13 protein-coding genes and 1 riboswitch are annotated in these 19788 nt (G+C 40.5%); of the genes, 1 reads left to right on the top strand and 12 read right to left on the bottom strand.

The genetic code is table 11. The features are described 5' to 3' along the window. Position 1: 1 nt before the first annotated feature. From carB to cydD, 10 genes are all read right to left on the bottom strand, one after another. Entirely contained in the window at positions 2 to 3202 is a 3201-nt protein-coding gene (gene carB, locus IQ283_RS18900; RefSeq protein ID WP_194221623.1) for a carbamoyl-phosphate synthase (glutamine-hydrolyzing) large subunit, read from the bottom strand. Further along, the gene (locus IQ283_RS18895; protein ID WP_194221622.1) at positions 3189 to 4262 is read right to left on the bottom strand and encodes a carbamoyl phosphate synthase small subunit; all 1074 of its coding nucleotides are present in this window, start codon (positions 4260 to 4262) and stop codon (positions 3189 to 3191) included. The genes carB and IQ283_RS18895 overlap by 14 nt, the downstream gene beginning before the upstream one ends. After that, on the bottom strand, positions 4259 to 5431 hold the full coding sequence (locus IQ283_RS18890) for an acetylornithine transaminase (RefSeq protein ID WP_194221621.1): 1173 nt from the start codon (positions 5429 to 5431) through the stop codon (positions 4259 to 4261). Before IQ283_RS18890 ends, IQ283_RS18895 begins: the two co-directional genes overlap by 4 nt. Beyond that, a complete protein-coding gene (gene argB / locus IQ283_RS18885; protein WP_242057389.1) occupies positions 5422 to 6255 on the bottom strand; it encodes an acetylglutamate kinase in 834 nt (277 codons plus the stop codon). Before argB ends, IQ283_RS18890 begins: the two co-directional genes overlap by 10 nt. Further along, complete coding sequence (argJ, locus tag IQ283_RS18880; protein WP_194221620.1) at positions 6218 to 7450, bottom strand: bifunctional glutamate N-acetyltransferase/amino-acid acetyltransferase ArgJ; 1233 nt, start codon at positions 7448 to 7450, stop codon at positions 6218 to 6220. Before argJ ends, argB begins: the two co-directional genes overlap by 38 nt. Before the next feature lie 27 nt (positions 7451 to 7477). Further along, on the bottom strand, positions 7478 to 8536 hold the full coding sequence (gene argC / locus IQ283_RS18875) for an N-acetyl-gamma-glutamyl-phosphate reductase (RefSeq protein WP_194221619.1): 1059 nt from the start codon (positions 8534 to 8536) through the stop codon (positions 7478 to 7480). A gap of 185 nt (positions 8537 to 8721) precedes the next feature. Further along, positions 8722 to 10866 (bottom strand): DNA topoisomerase III, encoded by a 2145-nt coding sequence (locus IQ283_RS18870; RefSeq protein ID WP_242057388.1) that lies wholly within the window; start codon positions 10864 to 10866, stop codon positions 8722 to 8724. Positions 10867 to 10952: 86 nt separating this feature from the next. Next, a complete protein-coding gene (locus IQ283_RS18865; protein ID WP_206759491.1) occupies positions 10953 to 11255 on the bottom strand; it encodes a hypothetical protein in 303 nt (100 codons plus the stop codon). A 159-nt stretch (positions 11256 to 11414) separates the two neighbouring features. Further along, the gene (gene cydC / locus IQ283_RS18860; RefSeq protein ID WP_194221616.1) at positions 11415 to 13124 is read right to left on the bottom strand and encodes a thiol reductant ABC exporter subunit CydC; all 1710 of its coding nucleotides are present in this window, start codon (positions 13122 to 13124) and stop codon (positions 11415 to 11417) included. Next, positions 13121 to 14854 carry a thiol reductant ABC exporter subunit CydD gene (gene cydD / locus IQ283_RS18855; protein ID WP_242057387.1) on the bottom strand — a complete coding sequence of 578 codons (1734 nt, stop codon included), beginning with the start codon at positions 14852 to 14854 and terminating at the stop codon, positions 13121 to 13123. The genes cydC and cydD overlap by 4 nt, the downstream gene beginning before the upstream one ends. Before the next feature lie 258 nt (positions 14855 to 15112). Here cydD and IQ283_RS18850 point away from each other — a divergent pair, with 258 nt between their 5' ends. Continuing rightward, a complete protein-coding gene (locus IQ283_RS18850) occupies positions 15113 to 17356 on the top strand; it encodes a hypothetical protein (protein ID WP_194221614.1) in 2244 nt (747 codons plus the stop codon). A 45-nt stretch (positions 17357 to 17401) separates the two neighbouring features. Here the strand turns inward: IQ283_RS18850 and msrA are convergent, their stop codons facing one another. Together msrA and IQ283_RS18840 are read right to left on the bottom strand one after the other, a co-directional pair. Beyond that, positions 17402 to 18052, bottom strand: a complete 651-nt coding sequence (gene msrA, locus IQ283_RS18845; RefSeq protein ID WP_194221613.1) for a peptide-methionine (S)-S-oxide reductase MsrA — start codon at positions 18050 to 18052, stop codon at positions 17402 to 17404. Between the two features lie 99 nt (positions 18053 to 18151). After that, positions 18152 to 18265, bottom strand: a riboswitch (SAM riboswitch). 87 nt (positions 18266 to 18352) lie between these two features. Then, positions 18353 to 19756, bottom strand: coding sequence for a Na+/H+ antiporter NhaC family protein (locus tag IQ283_RS18840; protein WP_194221612.1), 1404 nt, complete (start codon positions 19754 to 19756; stop codon positions 18353 to 18355). Positions 19757 to 19788 lie beyond the last annotated feature (32 nt).

Raw genomic sequence — 19788 nt, 5'->3', positions numbered from 1 at the left:
ATCATCCTTCCTGCCCGATTGGAGTTTCTTTCATTTGGTGCCAATGCTCTAGACTGTTGACTTCAAGTGTCTTGGATCCTTCTAAGACCAATAACTGAAGCGTGTCAAGATGCGTAAAACATGGAATTTTATATCGTGTAGCGAGTGCGCGCATTTGAAATCCAGAACGTTCTTTTTCTCTGCCGATTGTCGGAATCGATACAACTGCGCTTAGCTCTTCTTTCATTAGCGCCTCAATTTCATCTAAATCTTTTTTAATCACGATTGATTGGATACCTTTATCATTTAACAATTTGGCTGTTCCAGAGGTTGCGTAGATTGCGACACCTTTTTCTTTAAGCTTCATTAGTACATCACATGCAGCTTCTTTATGCTCTTCACTAATCGAACATAGTATGGAAGAAGGTAGCTTATTCGGATCCCACGTTGATACAACCGCTTTTCTTAAGGCTTCTTCCGATGTTTTTGCCATAGCAAGCACTTCTCCAGTCGATTTCATTTCTGGTCCAAGAACATGGTCTACGTTTTTTAACTTTCCATTTGAGAAGATCGGAAACTTCACCGTGTAATAAGGCTTTTCTTCTAATAAACCCGTTGCCTTTAATGAGTTACTTTGCAATTGAGCTTTAATCGCCCATTCAACCATTGGAATGTTCGTTACTTTACTGATAACGGGTACAGTTCTCGAAGATCTTGGATTAATTTCAAGAACATAAATGATGCCTTGATCGATGACAAATTGAATATTCATTAACCCTCGACATTCGAGCGCTTGAGATAGCTTTTCAGAATACATCGTAATCGTTTCTTTCTGCTCTTCTGTAATGGATACAGGTGGATAAATTGCTGTGCTATCTCCAGAATGAACGCCCGCTCGTTCAAGGTGCTCCATAATGCCAGGAATGGCGATTGATTCTCCATCGCAAATCACATCGACCTCACATTCAATTCCTTCCACAAAGCGGTCGAGAAGGAATGGCCACATTTTCTTTGAACTGCTCTCTAATTTTTGCGTATACCGTTTCAGTTCATCCATATGACGGAAGATAAACATGTTTTGTCCGCCTATCACATAGGAAGGTCTTACAATGATCGGGAATCCTAACTCTGCGGCAAGCTCCTCCATTTCATCTGGCTGATAAGCCATTTTCCCTTCAATATAAGGAATCGAAAGAGAATCCAACAATTGATAAAATTGATCTCGGTCCTCGACTTTATTAATGTTCTCAACAGGTGTACCTAGGATTGGAACTCCGCGCTCGTGCAACTCTTCCGCTAAATTAACAGCAGTTTGACCACCAAATTGTACAGCCACTCCTATAATATGTTCCTTCTCGATAACCGCAAGGACATCTTCAAGTGAGAGCGGCTCAAAGTAAAGACGATCTGCAACGCTATAATCTGTACTAACCGTTTCTGGGTTATTATTCATAACAATCGCACGATAGCCTAACTTCTTAACTGCCTGTGTCGCGTGAACGGAGCAATAGTCAAACTCCACACCTTGCCCGATTCGAATGGGCCCTGAACCAAGAACGAGGATGCCTGGCTCACTGATCTGCTCCATCTCATCGCTCCCTAAATACGTAGAGTAGAAATAAGGCGTGATGGCTTCAAACTCACCCGCACACGTATCAACTTGCTTCATTCCCCTCTGAATGCCAGCTTCTTTACTCATACTCATGATCGAATCGATCGTTTTTCCAGTTGCTTTCGAAATGTAGGCATCACTAACGTTTAATTGCTTAACATGAATCAGCAATTCTTCAGAAAGATCGGTTTGATTCATTATCTTTATTTCCGCTTCAACAATTCGCTTCACCTTATGAAGAAACCAGCTATCAATGGCTGTAAGTGATTTAATGTCCTCTACAGAATAACCTCTTCGAAAAGCTTCACTAATTAAAAAAAGTCTTTCATCTGTTGGCGTCATTAGCTGTTCATTTAAATACTCTTGACTTACCTCTTCATATAAGCCTGTTAATGATTGATGACCACTCTCAAGAGATCGAACAGCTTTGTTTAAAGCACCTTCAAAACTTCGATCAATTGCCATCACTTCTCCTGTTGCTTTCATCTGCGTTCCAAGTACGCGATCACCTTCAGGAAACTTATCAAATGGGAACCTTGGTATTTTGACAACTAAATAATCAAGGGCAGGTTCGAATGCTGCATACGTATTACCTGTAATTGGATTTGGAAGCTCATCTAATGTAAAGCCAATGGCACATTTTGCAGCCATACGTGCAATCGGATAGCCAGTAGCTTTAGAAGCTAATGCAGACGAACGACTTACCCGCGGATTCACCTCAATGATGTAATAATCGTTTGATTCAGGGTTTAATCCAATTTGAATATTACAACCACCAATAACGTCAATGGCACGAATCACTTTCAACGAAACGTTTCGTAGCATCTGGTATTGGTAATCATTCAGCGTCTGAGAAGGTGCAACAACAATCGAATCCCCTGTATGAATTCCAACAGGATCCATATTTTCCATGTTACAGACGATCATGCACGTATCGTTTTCGTCACGCATCACTTCATATTCGATTTCTTTCCAACCAAGCATGCTTTTTTCAATGAGTACCTGGTGAATAGGACTTAAGGAAAGGCCGCGATCAACAATTTCAAGCAAGGCGTTGTCATCAGCTGCAAATCCACCGCCTTCACCACCCATTGTATAGGCTGGGCGAACCATGATCGGATAGCCAATTTCTCGAGCGAATGTTAACGCCTCTTCCCTTGTCACGGCAATTTTCGACTCAGGTACTGGTTCGCCAATATCAAGCATGAGCTGTCTAAACTTCTCACGGTCTTCCCCATTTTGAATGGATTCAACAGAGGTGCCAAGAAGTTCCACATTCAATTTTTCTAGAATCCCTTTTTCATAAAGTTCTACGACAAGATTTAAACCTGTTTGACCACCAAGTGTGCCAATGATGCCATCAGGCTTTTCTTTTTTGAGGATTTCCTCTACATAAGGAAGCGTCATTGGTTCCATATAAACATGATCCGCGATCGATGAATCCGTCATAATGGTGGCTGGATTGCTATTTATTAAAACAACCTCAATCCCCTCTTCTTTTAGCGCCAGGCACGCCTGTGTACCTGCATAATCAAATTCCGCTGCCTGACCAATGACAATAGGGCCAGATCCTAAAATGACAACTTTTTTTAACTCTTTACGTAAAGGCATAGTGCTGGTCTCCTGTTCTTGTAATCTGGTTCATAAATGCGTCGAACAAAAATGCTGTATCTGAAGGTCCCGCGTGTGCTTCTGGATGGAATTGCACCGATTGAATGTTATAATGGTGATGTTTTAATCCTTCAACGGTTCCATCATTTAAATTAACAAAAGTAAGCGCAAGCCCTGTATCTTCTAAGGTCTCCTGTACGACTTCATAACCATGGTTTTGGGAGGTGATAAACACTTTCCCCGTCTCCAAATGCTTCACCGGGTGATTCGACCCACGATGTCCAAATGTTAGCTTTCGAGTGGACGCCCCGTGTGAAAGAGCGAGAAGCTGATGACCAAGACAAATCCCGAAAGTTGGATATTTTTCACTAATAAGCCGTATCGTCTCAAAAGTTGCAGATAATGCTTCAGGATCTCCAGGACCATTACTTAACACCACTCCGTCTGGTTGTAGGTCAACAACTTCCTCAAAAGTTGTATTAAATGGCATGATTGTTACAGCACAACCAAGAGATTGAAGAGACGTAAGAATTGATTTCTTATACCCGTAGTCCATCAGCACAATAAGTGGCCCTTCACCTGGATAATGTGTTTTTTCTTTTACTGATACATTTGGAACAAAAGATTTCTCTGATTTCCATTCAACGTTGTTATTAGGAAGTTCAGCCGTTATTTGTCCTTTCATTGTTCCATAATCCCGTAGCATTTTAACGAGGGCTCGTGTGTCTACACCTGTTAAAGAAGGAATTTCATTCTGTAATAGACCATTTGAGAAGGAACCTGTTGCTAAATAATGACTAGGTTCCTCACACTGCTCTCCTGTAACAACACCGTGAAGATGAAGGTGTTCACTTTCACTATCAAGTTTATTTATTCCATAGTTACCGATTTGTGGGTAACAGAAGACGATGATTTGCCCGGCGTAAGAAGGATCCGATACAATCTCTTGATAACCGGTCATGCTTGTATTGAAAACAACTTCACCAGAAGCTTCTAAAGCTCCTATTAGATCGCCTTCAAATACTGCTCCGTTTTCTAATACAAGATAGCCCTTTTTCATGCCTTATCCTCCCCTTCAGCTGACTTAAAAACGTCGGTTAGCTTCTCCAAAAATTGCTCTACTTCCTTCTTACTCACATTAAGAGGTGGAAGAATGCGAATGACGTTAGGTCCTGCACTTAAAACAAGAACGTCTTTTTCTCTAAGCTTACTAACAAGAGGCGCGGCATCCGCCACTTCAATTCCTAGAAGTAAACCTAGTCCCCTCACTTCATTAATGGAATTGTGCTGCTCCGACAAACTTTTTAATTCATTTATAAGCATGTCTCCCATTTCTTTTGCGTTGTTAAGTAAAGAACCGATCTCTTTTACCGTCGCAGTTGCAGCGGCAGAAGCAAGTGGATTTCCCCCAAATGTACTTCCGTGAGTTCCTGGACCAAATGTTGACGCTACGCTTTCCTTCGCAAGCATCGCACCAATCGGGAATCCTGAACCTAACCCTTTTGCAAGCGTCATAATATCTGGTTCAAAACCATATTGCTCATGAGCAAATAACGTTCCGGTTCGGCCCATCCCGGTTTGCACTTCATCAACGACGATAAGAATATTGTTCGATCTACAAATCGACACAAGCTCCGAAATCCACTCCTGATCTGCTGGACGAACGCCTCCTTCTCCCTGGACGAGCTCTAACATGACGGCTGCTGGTTTTCGTTCCTCGATTTCTGATAAACGATCAAAATCGTTGTAAGGAAAGTATTCAAAACCAGAAAGCATGGAGCCAAATCCATCTTGAAGGTTTGGTTGAGCTGTAGCGGAAAGGGAACCTAACGTTCTTCCATGGAAGGACTTCGTGAACGTTGCAATTGTTTCTTTACCGCTCCATTTTCGAACGAGCTTAATCGCTGCTTCATTCGCTTCCGTACCGCTATTACAGAAGAACACCTGGTCAAAACAGCTTTGCGCTGTTAGAACCTCAGCGAGTTCCTGCTGTTTTGGGATATGGTATAAATTCGAACAATGCCAGAGGAGATCCAACTGTTCTGTAACGGCTGTTTTAATCGCAGCTGGTTGATGACCAAGATTACATGTGGCAATTCCGGAAGTAAAATCAAGATACTTTGTTCCGTCTTCACTATATAGGAAGCTTCCTTCACCTTTAACGGCAGTAATCGGAAGTCGATTATATGTTTGCATGATGCTTGTTTGTGACGTTTCAGTTAGTGACATTCTAAAGACTCCTTTCGAACAATTCGCGTTCCAACAGATTCATGTGCGACTGCTTTTAGCAGGGCATTCTCTTCTCGACCATCAACAATAATAACCGAGGAGACTTTATCCGAAAGAGCGGCAATCGCTCCTTTCACTTTAGGGATCATTCCACCAATAATCGTGCCTTTTTCTATTAAACTTGTTATTTTTGGCTCATCTAGTGTGCTGAAAATAACTTTTTGCCCATCAATTTCTTCATACACACCTGGCGTATCGCTAACGAGACAAATATCTGCATGCAGCGCCTGAGCGACAGCTGATGCGGCTTCATCCCCATTAATATTAAGAGGTTCGAAAGATTCATCCGTACTGATTGGTGAGATAATAGGTATGTACCCAGCTTGAGAGAGTTGTTCAATTAGTGATTTATCTACATGGATGACTTCCCCAACACGGCCGAGTGATTCATTAGACTGTTTGCATGTAAACAGCTTTCCGTCTACGCCACTAATGCCAATGGCTTTCGCTCCTGCATGGTGGATCTTCCTCACGAGCTGCTTATTCACCTTACCGCTCAGTACCATTTCAACTGTATCGACCATCTCATCCGTTGTGACACGTAGTCCATCGACAAATGTTGTCTGAATTGATAGCTTATCAAGCATCCTTGAGATTTCAGGGCCTCCACCATGAACGAGTACGGGATGATATCCTTGTTTTTTCATAGCTACTAGGTCAAGGTAAAATGAGTCTGGAAGCTGATTTAATATACTTCCACCACATTTAATCACAAAATACTTTTGATTATGTTCTGTAGGAGGCATTGATTCTGACATAGTCATAAGAAAGGTCACACCCCCATGCTGTTGCTTCTTCATTTCCGTTATGCAAATCAATATAGATATGAATGTTCTCGTTTTCTAAATAGGTTTTTGCCTCTTCCTCACTAAATTCCGTTGTAATACCATAATCCACTACTTTAATGGGTCCAAGTGATATGGAAAGAGAATCCTCTTGGACAGATTCACCACTGTACCCAATGGCACAAACAATTCGTCCCCAGTTTGCATCGGTTCCATAAATAGCTGTTTTTACTAAACTAGAACCTACAACAGATTTGGCAATGGCTTTCGCCCCGTTTTCGGTTTTCGCACCTTTTACGTGAACTTCAACGAGTTTTGTAGCCCCTTCGCCATCTTTAGCGATCAATTTCGCTAACTGTTGACAAACATACTCTAGTGAACTTAAGAACGTTTGCCACTCAGGATGACTTTCTGATAATTCTTCATTCTCCGCCTGACCATTTGCTAGAAGAAGGACCATATCATTTGTACTCGTTTCACCGTCAACTGTGATCATGTTATAAGTCGTGTCAGTCACAGAGCTTAATGCGGACTGAAGAGCGTTATTTTCTACTTCTGCATCGGTCGTTACAAAAGCCAGCATCGTGGCCATGTTTGGCTTGATCATTCCTGATCCCTTTGCAGCGCCACCAATGGTGATGTCTTTTCCATCAATCTGACACGTTACGGCTACCTGTTTTGTCATTGTATCTGTCGTAACGATCGCTTCAGCAAAATCGGTGCCACTCGTTTTTTCTGCATAGTTTGGAATGTGATGAATCCCTTTGATAATGGCTTCCATGGGCAAATACTCCCCAATGACCCCCGTCGAAGTAACAGCCGTTTCCGTTTCTTTTAGACCCATCACAGTTGCGAATTGTTTACGCATTTCATATGCGTCCTCAAGGCCTTTCTTTCCTGTAAACGCATTGGCGTTTCCCGAATTAACAACTAGGCCTTGAAGTTTTCCATCTACTAAACTTTCTTTTGTCACTTTTAATGGCGGTGCCTGGAAAGTATTCATTGTAAACACTCCTGCAGCATTCGCTGGTACAACCGATTTAATCCAGCCAAGATCTTTACGCTTTCGTTTTAAACCTGCATGAAACCCACCAGCTTCAAATCCTTTAGGAGAAGTAACTGTGCCATCTTTTACGATTGAAAAAAGTTCCTCACTTACAGTCGATGTTGCCAAAGCATTCAACCCTTTCGTTTAGTAGATTTATGGAAATACTGGAGATAAACTAAGACCTGCTGTCTCAGGATAACCAAATCGTAGATTCATATTCTGTACCGCTTGACCAGCGGCACCTTTCATCAAATTGTCAATCACCGAGATGATCGTTAAGCGATTCGTTCTCGGATCTACAGAAAGACCAATATCACAGTAGTTAGAACCGGAAACACCTTTTGTTGAGGGGCATTTCCCTTCAGGCATCACGCGGATAAATGGATGATCCTCATAGATTGATTGGTAAAGATCAATCACTTCTGCTTCGGATCGATCATGAGATAGATTGACATACATACTGCACATCATCCCTCTTGTAAGCGGGACGAGGTGAGTAGAGAACGATACATTTACATTTTCACCGATTTGATTCGATATGACTTGTTCTATTTCAGGGATATGCTGATGTTTGCCAAGTTTGTATGCTGATACATTTTCATTAACTTCAGAGTAATGGGCTGTAAGACTCGTTTTACGTCCTGCACCTGAAAGGCCCGACTTTCCATCGATGATTAAAGACGATGGATCAGCCCATCCTTTTTGAATGATTGGAAGAATACCTAGTAGCGTTGCCGTCGGATAGCATCCAGGATTGGCAATTAAGTTTGCGGATTTGATGTCTTCTGAATAGTATTCCGATAATCCATATACCGCTTCTGTTAAAGCTCCTTCTGGTGGAGATGAATGGTTATACCATTTTTCGTATAAATCCCCATTCTTTAATCGGAAGTCTCCGGATAAATCGATCATTGGAACACCCATATTTAGCAGTGAAGGAACAGATTGACTGCTCACGCCAGCTGGTGTTGCGAAGAAGATAACATCTGACTCGGAAGCAAGCTTCTCTGCATCAAGCGCTTCAAACTGACTTACTTGTATATTCGTGAGATGTGGGAAAACATCATGTACGTTCGTTCCTGCGTTAGATGGAGATACAATTGTATTAATTTCTACTTCAGGGTGACTAAGCAATAAGCGAATTAATTCAAGGCCGCTATATCCGCTAGCACCGACTATACTTGCTTTCACTATTTCCACTCCCTCTTTCATTGCTTATTGAATGATTATACATATATAAGTATATATATACAACAGTTTTTTTAATATTTATTCAAACTTATGAATTTGTCACAACGTATTAACAAGCGCAACTTGTTTATCATCCTGATAAAGAGTGTGTTAGGTGAGAAAATTAGTTCAAAAAAAGCATGCCCATATGAAAGGCATGCTTAAAATTACTTCTTTTCAAATTCAAATGTTAGTTTTTTCTCATCCGGGCTCCATACAAGCGCGGCATCAAACGTCCCTTTTTTACTTTTCAGCCCTTTGATTACATTGGATTTTCCTTCAGTTAGAATTTTTTTAGCGTTCGTTTGCGAAATAGGTTTACCAAGAATTCGTTTGGAGATTGTAAACGGGCAACTTGTTTTAGCATAACTACTACATCCAAATAATTTCCCCTTATCCAGTACGTCAGAACCGCAAAGTGGGCATGTGCCAACCTTTTTTCCTAGTGATTTTTTGGATGGCTGTGCTTCTATCTTAATATCTTTTAAATCCCATGATGCAGAAGATTCAACTGCATCGGAGGTTAGCTTCGCTGCAAGTTTCTTCACAGATTCCATGAACGCTTGTGGAGAAGCCTCGCCACTTCCAATTTGTTTTAGCCGCTGCTCCCATTTCGCTGTCATTTCAGGACTTGAAAGAACGGCATTTCCGATCGAATCGATCAATAACATGCCTTTTTCCGTTGCGAATACCTGGTTTTTTACAACATCGATGTATTTGCGATCTTTGAGCATTGTGATGATGCCCGCTCTAGTCGCTTCAGTCCCAAGTCCTTCTGTGTCTTTCAAGATCTTCTCAAGAGATTCATCATCTAAATGCTTACCGGCCGTCTTCATCATTGTAATAAGCTGTCCTTCAGTAAATCGTTTTGGCGGCTGTGTTTTGCCTTCTGTTACTTCTACAGATACAACTTTACCTTGTTCGTTCTTTTCAATAGGTGGTAACTCTTCATCCTTCTGGCTCGATGGGATAATTCGTTGCCATCCTTCCTGAATTCGCACCTGTCCTTTTGATTGGAATAGGGCTCTGTTATCAACGAGTGTGAGCACAGTTGTATAATCGACAATCGATGCCTCTTCGTGCGCCGCTAGTAAACTTCGTGCGATCAAATCATATATTTTAGCTTCATCACCTGATAATTTATCCAGGTTTGGCACCTGTTCTGTTGGAATGATCGCATAGTGATCACTTACTTTCGCAGCATTCACAAATCGCTTGTCCGTTAAGAGCGAGTCACGTTTTAGTGGAAAATACTCTTGATAAGCTCGCTGCTTCTGAAGCTTTGATAAAATCGAAGGGAATTCTGCCGCTTCATCCTTGGTGACAAAACTAGAATCACTTCTTGGATACGAAATGTTCCCCTTTGTGTAAAGCTTCTGAGCAATATCCAACGTTTTTTTCGGTGAAAATTTATAGCGCTTGTTGGCAGTAGACTGAAGAGATGATAGTTGATACAAGAAGGGAGCTTTGTACTGCTTCCGTTCTTTCTTAACCTCACTCGCTAAACAGTCCTTATTTTCACAAAATTGAGCAATGGCTTGGGCCATTTCGGGCGACTCAAGTCTCGTTTGATCTTCTTTAATCCATTTTCCAACAATCATTTTTCCATTGTAATCAAATGTGCCCTTCACTTCCCAAAACGGCTCTGAATTAAAGTTCGCAATCTCTTTCTCTCGTTGAACGACTAATGCTAGTGTAGGCGTTTGAACCCTTCCTGCAGAAAAAACATCCTGTAACCCTTTTTGTTTAAAAAGAAGTGTATACACGCGTGAGGCGTTAATTCCTACGACCCAATCTGCACAAGATCTTGCATAAGCCTCGTAATAAAGATTACGCGTTTCTGTTTCTTCTAACAGTGATTGAAATCCTTCTTTTACTGCACGTTCTGTTAATGAAGAAATCCAAAGTCGCTTCATTGGTTTCTTACAACGAGCCTGATTCAAAATTGTACGGACGATGAGTTCACCCTCTCTCCCAGCATCACCCGCGTGAATAATAGATCCTACTTCTTTTTTGTTAACGAGTTCTTTAATGACATTAAATTGTTTCCATTTCCCTTTCGTTACCTGATATTGAAATTGTGTCGGAATCATCGGAAGGGTTTGAAGAGACCACTTCTTCCATGAAGATTCGTATGTTTCAGGTGGAACGAGTTCACACAAGTGTCCTACAGCCCAGGTCATATAGGCTCCATCAGGAAAATCAGGATTAGGTTTAATATAGAGATATCCTTGTTTTTTTTCGGTTGGATAAGGGGCGGCAAGACGCGTTCCCTGATCTGGCTTTTCGGCGATAATACAAACAGCTGCCAAAGGTAACATTCCTCTCTCAAAAAAATACGCTAGCTATTAGTATATCGTACATGTGATCGTATATGGTAGTAGGTGTTTTATCTATCCTAACTATATTCAACTATCGCTAAGGCGCTTGGATCAAAAGGATCCTGACGAATGCTAGTAGATAGAATTCCGAGCAGCACGTTTTTACTATCAGATTGAACCGCTTCCTCTTCTAAGACAATTGGTATGTTTTCATGAAAAAGGCTCACAATTTTAGAGCCATCCTCTTTTAATACCTCGAAATCCAAAACTTTCGTACAAAAGGCTAGCGCTTGTTTCATATTAGGTACTTTCACGGTTACACACTCACGTTGTTTAACAATAAATCCCCTCCTTTTTAGATCATCCCTATAAAATTCCATATAAAGAAGACTTCCCCCTTCTTTTTGTCATAGCATTAGTTCGAAGGTCGATTCTCTATTGATCCACAAATCAACAATGTCCATTAAAAAAGTCAACAAAAAAACTTCCAACCGCTATTTTCTTTCAGTAAGCGATTGGAAGATGAGACTCCATCAATATTAAAGAAGGACACTTTTCTCTATTTCTCTCATTTGATAGAAATAGCCCTTCATTTTCATCAATTCTTTATACGTACCACTTTCTACGATTTGACCTGAATCCATTACGATAATTTGATCCATTTGTTCAAGATTGTTTAACCGATGACTGACCAATAGAAGCGTATCCTCTTTCGCTTGTTCAAAAAGATGCTTGAGAATTGACCTTTCAGTAAGAAGATCGACTGAGGAAGTCGGTTCATCTAATAACCAGACTCGTTTACCCTTTAAGAAGGAACGGGCGATAGCAAGGCGCTGTTGCTCACCACCAGAAAGGTTGGATCCTTTTTCGTGCACGCTATAATCAAGAGAAAAGTGTTCTAGTTGGACAGCTTGAAGACTTTTCATTAACTTTTCATCGGATAACGACTCTCCGGCAAGAAGCAAATTATCACGAATCGTACCTGAAAAGAAATGATTTTGTTGCAGGACGACATTCGTCTCGCTCCAGATATTCTCTTCGGAAAGCGATTGGATGGAACGATCATTCATCTGTAATGTGCCACTTCCCTCAAAGAATTTTAAGAAAAGTTGTAAAAGAGTCGATTTTCCAGAACCACTTGGTCCAACAATAGCCGTTTTTCCTCCTGCTGGAATATGAACCGTTACATTAGTTAATGACTTTCGTATTTCATTTGGATAAGAAAAAGTGACATTTCTTGCCGACAGAGAAAAAGCTTTCTCTTTCGGAAGATCCACCTCTTCTTTCTCTTCCACCCATGGCTTCCCTTCTACAGATGACAGTCTTTTCGAAGCTACTATGCTATCTTGCAAATAAGCAGGCATGATAGCCAATGGCACTGCGTTCTCAAAGGACGTTAAAGAGATCAGGACAAGCATGGCAAGAAACACGCCATCTAGTTCTCCCGTTGTAACAAGATATGAACCGCCCCCAATAACACTCCAGGTTACAAATAAAGACACAAATGAATTAACGGCTTGATGAAGCACTTCTGCTTTTCCTTCTTTGCTTTGAGCAATCCCATAGTCGTTGGATTTTGTTCTAAGATCGCTTTTCTTTCCTTCAACCTCACTCATGATTTTCAAATCACGATAACCAGCGAAAAACTCAGCTGAATCAGCAGCAAATTCTCCTCTACTTGAACGAACCTTTCGATCCTTTTTTCGAATACTCCACGCAAAGTAACCCGGAATCACAATCCCTGTAAAAATCACTCCGAGTAACATTAGAAGTGCAATTTCGAAAGAATAGAATAGCGTAAACCAAATCGTAACAAGGAATATGAGAATAAAAACAATAGGTGGATAAAAAACGCGAAGGTAAAAATGCTGCAGTCGATCAATATCTCCTACAATTCTACCTAGCAGATCTCCACTGCGATATCGCTGTGACAACCCTGCTGCTATTGGCTCAAGCTTTTTATAGAAGGAGACGCGCATGTTGCTTAAAATGGAAAACGTCGCGCGATGAGAATATATCCTTTCAAAGTAGCGTCCAGCTGCGCGGGCAAGTCCAAAAAATTTCACAACAGCTGTTAAAATCGCTAATGCAAACACAGGTAACGATAAGGCTGCCTTCGAAATTAAATAGCCGCTAGAAGCAAACAAGGCAACAGCTGTTATCCCCGCAATAAAACCAAATAATATCGAGAGGAGGATATCCCGTTTCTCTGTCAGCATCTCACGCCATACAAATGCTAGCTCTCTCATAATGTGACCTCCGCCTTCTGCGTATCAACCATACCACGATACAACTCACTTGAAGCGTAAAGCGATTCATCGGTTCCTTCCGCGATCAAGTTTCCCTTATCAAGAAGTATAATATGATCGGCATTTCGTATTGTATGGATACGGTGTGCTACAGTAATAATTGTTGCGTTTTTTGAAAGTTCTTTGATCGAAGTATGAAGAACTTTCTCTGTATATAAATCAAGTCCCGTTGTTGGTTCATCAAATAAAATAATCTCTGGTTGTTTTATAAATGCTCGAGCAAGCGCAATTCTCTGCTTCTCTCCTCCAGATATCCCTCTTCCGGATTCACCAATAACCGTCTCATAACCATTTTCAAGAGAAGCAATAAACGAGGAAATACCAGCTTTCTCAGCCGCCGCTTCAATTTGTATTTTATCCGTACTTTTTGATCCAATCGCGATATTTTCAGCGATCGTTCCAGTAAACAAATACGGATTTTGTGATATAAAGCTTATCTTTGAAAACCAGCTTTCTTCTTCTAAACTTGTTAGGGGAAGTTCGTCGGCGGTAATGGCACCTTCTTGAGGTGGAAGCAATCCACCAAGCAAATTCAAAAGCGTCGATTTTCCAGATCCACTCCGACCAATCACGGCCGTATTGCTATAAGGTTTAATAGTTAGATCAATAGAGGATAACCCAAATCCACTCTCCTGATAGCGATAGGAAACGTTCTTAAACGCCAACAGTGGTGGCCTCTCCTTCGTTTCAAGTAATCGATCTCCCCATTTCATTTCGTCACTTTCACGATGAAGTTCTTCACTTACCTTTTTCATTGCACTCATGCTACCTCTACCAGTATGAAAAGCACTGCCTAGTTCCTTTAGGGAAAGATAGAACTCAGGAGCAAGCATAAGAAGGAAAAAGGCTGTAGCAAAAGACATGCTATTAAACACAATGAGACGAAGACCAATCTCAAGAGCGATAATCCCAATGCTTAACATTGAAATAAGCTCAAGCATAAGGGATGAAACAAACGCAACCTTAAGAACTTCGAGCGTTGCATCTCGATAATTCAAGCTACTTTCTTCCATAATCGAGCGATATTTCTTCGATTGACGAAACAAGTTCAACGTAGTCAAACCCTGAATTGCATCAAGAAAGCGACCAGAAAAAACGGTCATCTGCTCTAGCTTCTCCTCGGATTTTTTCTGAGTACGAATGCCGATAATAATATAAAAGAGTGGAATAAATGGAGCCGTCACGATCATTATTAGCCCTGTTTCAATATGCTGAGTTGAAACTGCGATTAGAATAAAGAAAGGAATAACCGCCGTTTTAAACACTTGTGGAATGTATTGACTATAATAGGAATCAATCTCATCCACCGCATCTAGTAAAACGCTCACTTTCTGTCCAGATTGACCCTGGTAAGACGTTAGAAGTGCGTCTCGAGAAAATTTATTCAAAAGCGCTTCTCTTATTCTTTGTTTCACAATAGTGGCCATGTTTACGCCTGCTTTTCCCATTAAATAAGATACGCAAGGGCGTAGCGCCATGACAATCAGTAAGCCAATGAGATACGGTGAAATTTCTGAATATGCTAGTCTCTCAATAAATACCCGATTCACTATTTCTACTGTAAGAAACGCCTGTACAATAATGGATGCGCCAATAATAAGAGCACCTAAAATCATGAACAAGTGTGTGATTTTAAAACCTGAAGCATACGCTTTAAGTTCGTTCTTCACCTGATCCCCCACCTTTAGTTTCACATCAAACATACGTTTGTGAAATATTTCACATTAATTCTTAATTCCTATTGTACGACTTATACAAAGGAGAAGCAAATACTATGCAGCGATCATTTTTTACAATTAAATGAACGAAATATGTGCTAGACTCACCGAGCCAATTCTCATTCAATTGCGGCATTCTTAGATTTAACATTCTTCCTCATTTCCTATTTGCTATAATGAAAGCAGCAGGATAAGAAATGGAGGATTAGCGTGGAACACGAACCTGAATTTGAAAAAACGCGTAAAAATACACACAACCGAAATAAATTAAAGCATTTATTGATTTCTTTTACTCAACCATTACAATCCTTCTTTAAAACCATATGGAAAGGAGCTTCCTACGGCGCTCTTATTATGACAATGCTGCTAATCTTTTCGATTGGGTTTGATTTTCATACTGGACTGGGTCAAATAATGGACGTTATTCTTTTCCTACTAATAGCAGTTGTCAGTACACTGCTCACCGTTAAGATTGGTACATGGTTCATAGAGCATTTCAAAAGATTACCCTCTCTTCTCATTGCAAGTATTGGAGTCTCGCTTGCTATAACCATTTATACATTAGATCAATTTCGTCAATTAGAGAACATCCTTCCGCTCTCCTATCTCTTAATTGCAGTCGGTATCATCCTTGGCGCCATGTTCGGATACCCTCTTTCTAAAGGCATCAAAAAGCCAATGTCTATGATCATGCTACTGTTTGGTATTTTAGCAACGTCAGCTTTTTCATACTGGTTATTCACACCTGGTTTGATGAATGATCGCCTTTCTATTAATGTAGAGCCGCTCTCACCTGTTAGTGATAACCCTTCAGAATACGGCTCATTTGATGTAACTACTTATACATATGGAAGTGGAAAGGATAAGCAACGTCCTGAATTTGGAGAGCAAGTTGATATTCAAACGATGTCAGTTAACGCTTCAAGTATGATTGGAGAATGGTCCAAAGAACGCGAGTGGTTCTGGGGCTTTAAAGACACCAATGTGCCACTTAATGGACGCGTATGGATGCCTAAAGGAAAAGGTTCTTTTCCTCTTGTCTTTATTGTCCATGGAAATCATAAGATGGAGGACTTCTCAGATGAGGGCTACAATTATTTAGGTGAGTTACTCGCGAGTCGTGGCTTTTTAACAGTATCAGTAGATGAGAACTTCTTCAATTCATCATGGTCTGGTGGCCTCGCAGGAGACATTAATGGACGCGCCTGGTTGCTGCTTAAACATATTGAAGAAATGGAGAAATTATCGTCTCAAAAAGATAATCCATTATTCAATAAAGTGAATATGGATCAAATTGCTTTAATAGGTCACTCACGCGGTGGTCAAGCTGCCATTTTAGCAGCAAAATTCAATGACCTTGATCGTTACCCAAATAACGGGAACATGACTTTTGATTTCCATTATAATATTGAAACTGTTATCGCACTTGCACCTACAGATTATCAAACACTTTCAGATCGAAAAATCGAAGTGGATGATGTCAATTATTTATTGCTTCAAGGTTCTTATGATAGTGATTTATCGGAATTCGAAGGCGACCGACAGTATAATGGGATTGATTTAAGTGGCAGAAAAGAAGCTATGAAAGCAGCTCTTTATATTGATCGCGCCAATCACGGACAATTTAACACAACGTGGGGAGAAAACGATACGTATTTCCCTTTCACGCTTTTATTAAATAAAGACCCTCTTCTTAAAGGCACTGAACAACGTCAAATAGCACGTACATTTGTTGCTGGCTTTCTTGAGGCAACGCTTCATCAAAATGAGTCTTATCAACCGATGTTTGAAGATTATCGCTATGCTCTCGAATGGCTACCTGATACAACATACATTAGTAAATATGAAGATCCTTCGTATCATATCTATAGCACCTTTGAGGAGGACGTTGATGTCACAACAGCGACTTCTCCATATATCACCATAGAGGCTAATAGCTTGCTGCAATGGTATGAAGGAGAGCTTGAATTTCGACGCGATAAAGAAAGAGGTACTCATGGGGTCTTTTTGAAATGGGATCATTCCTATTCAAAGAACGGCACGTACAAATTAAATTTCAAGAAAGCCCTTCAGGATCCATTTGCTTATACAATGAACAGTTCATTAACATTCACAGCAGCAAACCTTTCAGATCCATCTGACCAGCAACCTGTTGATTTCACAATCACGGCTAGTTCAGATAACGGAGCGTCCGCTAGTGTTAAGCTGAGTGACGTCATGCAGTTGCAAGGTGTTCTTCCTATTCAACACACAAAAACAAAATACTTCGAAGAAGGACGTTATGGTGAACCTACTGAACCGGTTCTCCAAACCTTTAATATCCCGATGCAGCAATTCTTAGAAGCAAACGATGCCTTTAATCCGAAGAAGATGAATGCTCTTACATTTGAATTTAATGCATCAGAGAAAGGAAAAGTCTATATTGACCAAATAGGTGTCAATCAAGGTGATTAACTAAAAAGGCCTTCCCTCATGACGATGAGGGAAGGCCTTTTTCTATTATGAAATTTTGCAAGAAGACTGTCCACGCTTTGCAAGATAGCTTTGATGATATTCATCTGCTCGATAGAATGAAGTGATTGGTACAATTTGCGTCACAACTGGTTTTTTGAAGCGTCCGGATCGCTCGAGTTTTTCTTTCGCAATCAATGCTATTTCTGCCTGCTCATTTGAATGGTAAAAAATCGCTGAGCGGTAGCGTGTTCCGACATCTTCTCCCTGTTTATTTAAAGAGGTTGGATTATGATTTTCAAAGAAAACTTCTATAAGTTCTTCATAAGTAATGAGCGAAGGATCATATTCAACTTGGACAGATTCTGCATGGCCTGTTAATTCAGAATAAACATCTTCATAAGTTGGATTAATCGTCTCTCCTCCTGTAAACCCTGCTGAAGTTGAAATAACACCGTTCAATTGTTGAAATAGCGCTTCTACTCCCCAAAAGCACCCTGCTGCAAATGTTGCTTGTTCCACTGTGACCACTCCGTTTCCTTTTCTCTGTATGGTTTTATTTGATCGAGCATATATGTTTTCTAATTCATTTAGTGATAACATATAAAGTTGCTTTTCACCCTTCTTATATATCCCTTGTGAGAGAAGGGTCTTAATAAGCTGTTGTTTTCTTGCTTCGTTATCCATTAGTGTATGCAATATCAGTCTCTCCCTCTACTAAAACATATTTCCAAATGAGGGTGCATAAAAAAACCCTCATCTGCTCGAACAGAAGAGGGTTTGGATAGACCGAGCCTCTTCTCATTTTTCGACTTTCGTCGCAGGAATTAGCACGGTTCCAATTGAACATAAGTTCATAGGTCCGTTGCCGAGGTATCTAAGGGCCAGTCCCTCCACCTCTCTGAATAAGAAGATCCTTTAAACAAAGGATTATTAAGTTAGTCCCAATAATAAATGGTTTTAAAACGGATGTCAATACAAAAGTACTCATAAAAATAATTATATTACAAAAGAGATAACAAAGTAGCCAGCTGCAGCTAATCCCGCCGCTAATAAAGCTGGGCCAAGCTTAAATTTCGCATATGTCATAGGATTCAACTGCAAGATCCTCGCAACTGTATTCGTATTGTCACTTAGCGGAGAAGCAAATGCGCCAAATGTCCCACTCGCAAACACGGCTCCAATGACAACAGGGAGATCTGCTCCTGTAGAATACCCTAATGAAATACCAAGCGGCATTAAAATTCCCCATGTGCCCCATGATGAGCCAATAAAGTATGAAATAAACGCACCAACGAGAAATAAGACTGGTGGTACAAATAAAGTAGGAATCCAATCAAGGTTTGAGGTAACAAAAGATGAGAAGCCAAGAGCTTCTGTTGAAGCTGCTAAGCCCCAAACGACAGTAAGCAAGACGATGACCGGCATCATCTCGTTACCACCTTCGATAAAATAAGTAACAAGGTCCTTTAAAGAAAAACGTTGAAATAAATAGAAAATGAACGTTAAAAGTACTGTAGTGAGAAGTGCAAAGACCATCGCGTCGAGGACATCCGCCTCAATAAACGCCTTGATTAAAGAAGTAAACCCCTTCTTATAACCACTCCAATATGTAAGAAGAAGTGTTAGAAGAATAACTCCTCCAAGAGGTATTAATAAATTCATCGGTTTCGTAGGAAGATCCTTCGCCACAGCTGGATGACAATCTTCCCATTGATCATCAAGCTTTTTTTCCACATTACCTGCGTCTGTAGCTGGCGTTTTTCGATGATGGAAAAAACTCAAATAAAAGCCAATCAATAAGATACTAATCGAAAAAAAGTTGTAAGGGATACTTTGAAGAAAGTAACGATAGCCATCTCCTTCAATGCCTTCTGCTTTTAGTGAAAGCTGCACAACAGATGACATATAGCCGACAAAAGCGGTAGCAATTGGCATTAAGACAATGACTGGAGTTGCTGTCGTTTCTATCACAAATCCAAGCTCCTGAGGAGTGATTTTCACTTTATTTAAAAGAGCTTTCATGATTGGGGCTACCGTTACAATGCGGAAACTAGGAGCACTAAATGTTCCTAGCGTTGACACCCACGTCAGAAATAACGCTCCTTTTTTTGAGTTGATTTTGGATGAGGCAACTTGAACAAATCCTTTTATCCCACCAGTATATTTCATCAATCCGATTAAGCCCGTAAACATATATAGAAAAAGGACGATTTTAACATTATTTTCATCTTTCAAACCAGTCATTATAAATTCATAGAACTGTTGCAAACCAATGATCAATCCAGGTTTGTATATAAATGATGCTGTTAGCAAACCCGCCGTTAATCCGGGGATCACTAGTTTTGTTTTCATCGCAATGATAATGACAACGATAAACGGAAAAATGGATAACCAGGCCATTAGCGTCGCCCTCCTTAAGCTCTAGTTTGCTC

The sequence above is a fragment of the Pseudalkalibacillus hwajinpoensis genome, assembly GCF_015234585.1.
GTDB classification, from domain to species: domain Bacteria; phylum Bacillota; class Bacilli; order Bacillales; family Guptibacillaceae; genus Guptibacillus; species Guptibacillus hwajinpoensis_B.
The sequence above is the reverse complement of the archived record's forward strand: the minus strand, read 5'-3'. Positions and strand labels throughout refer to the sequence as shown.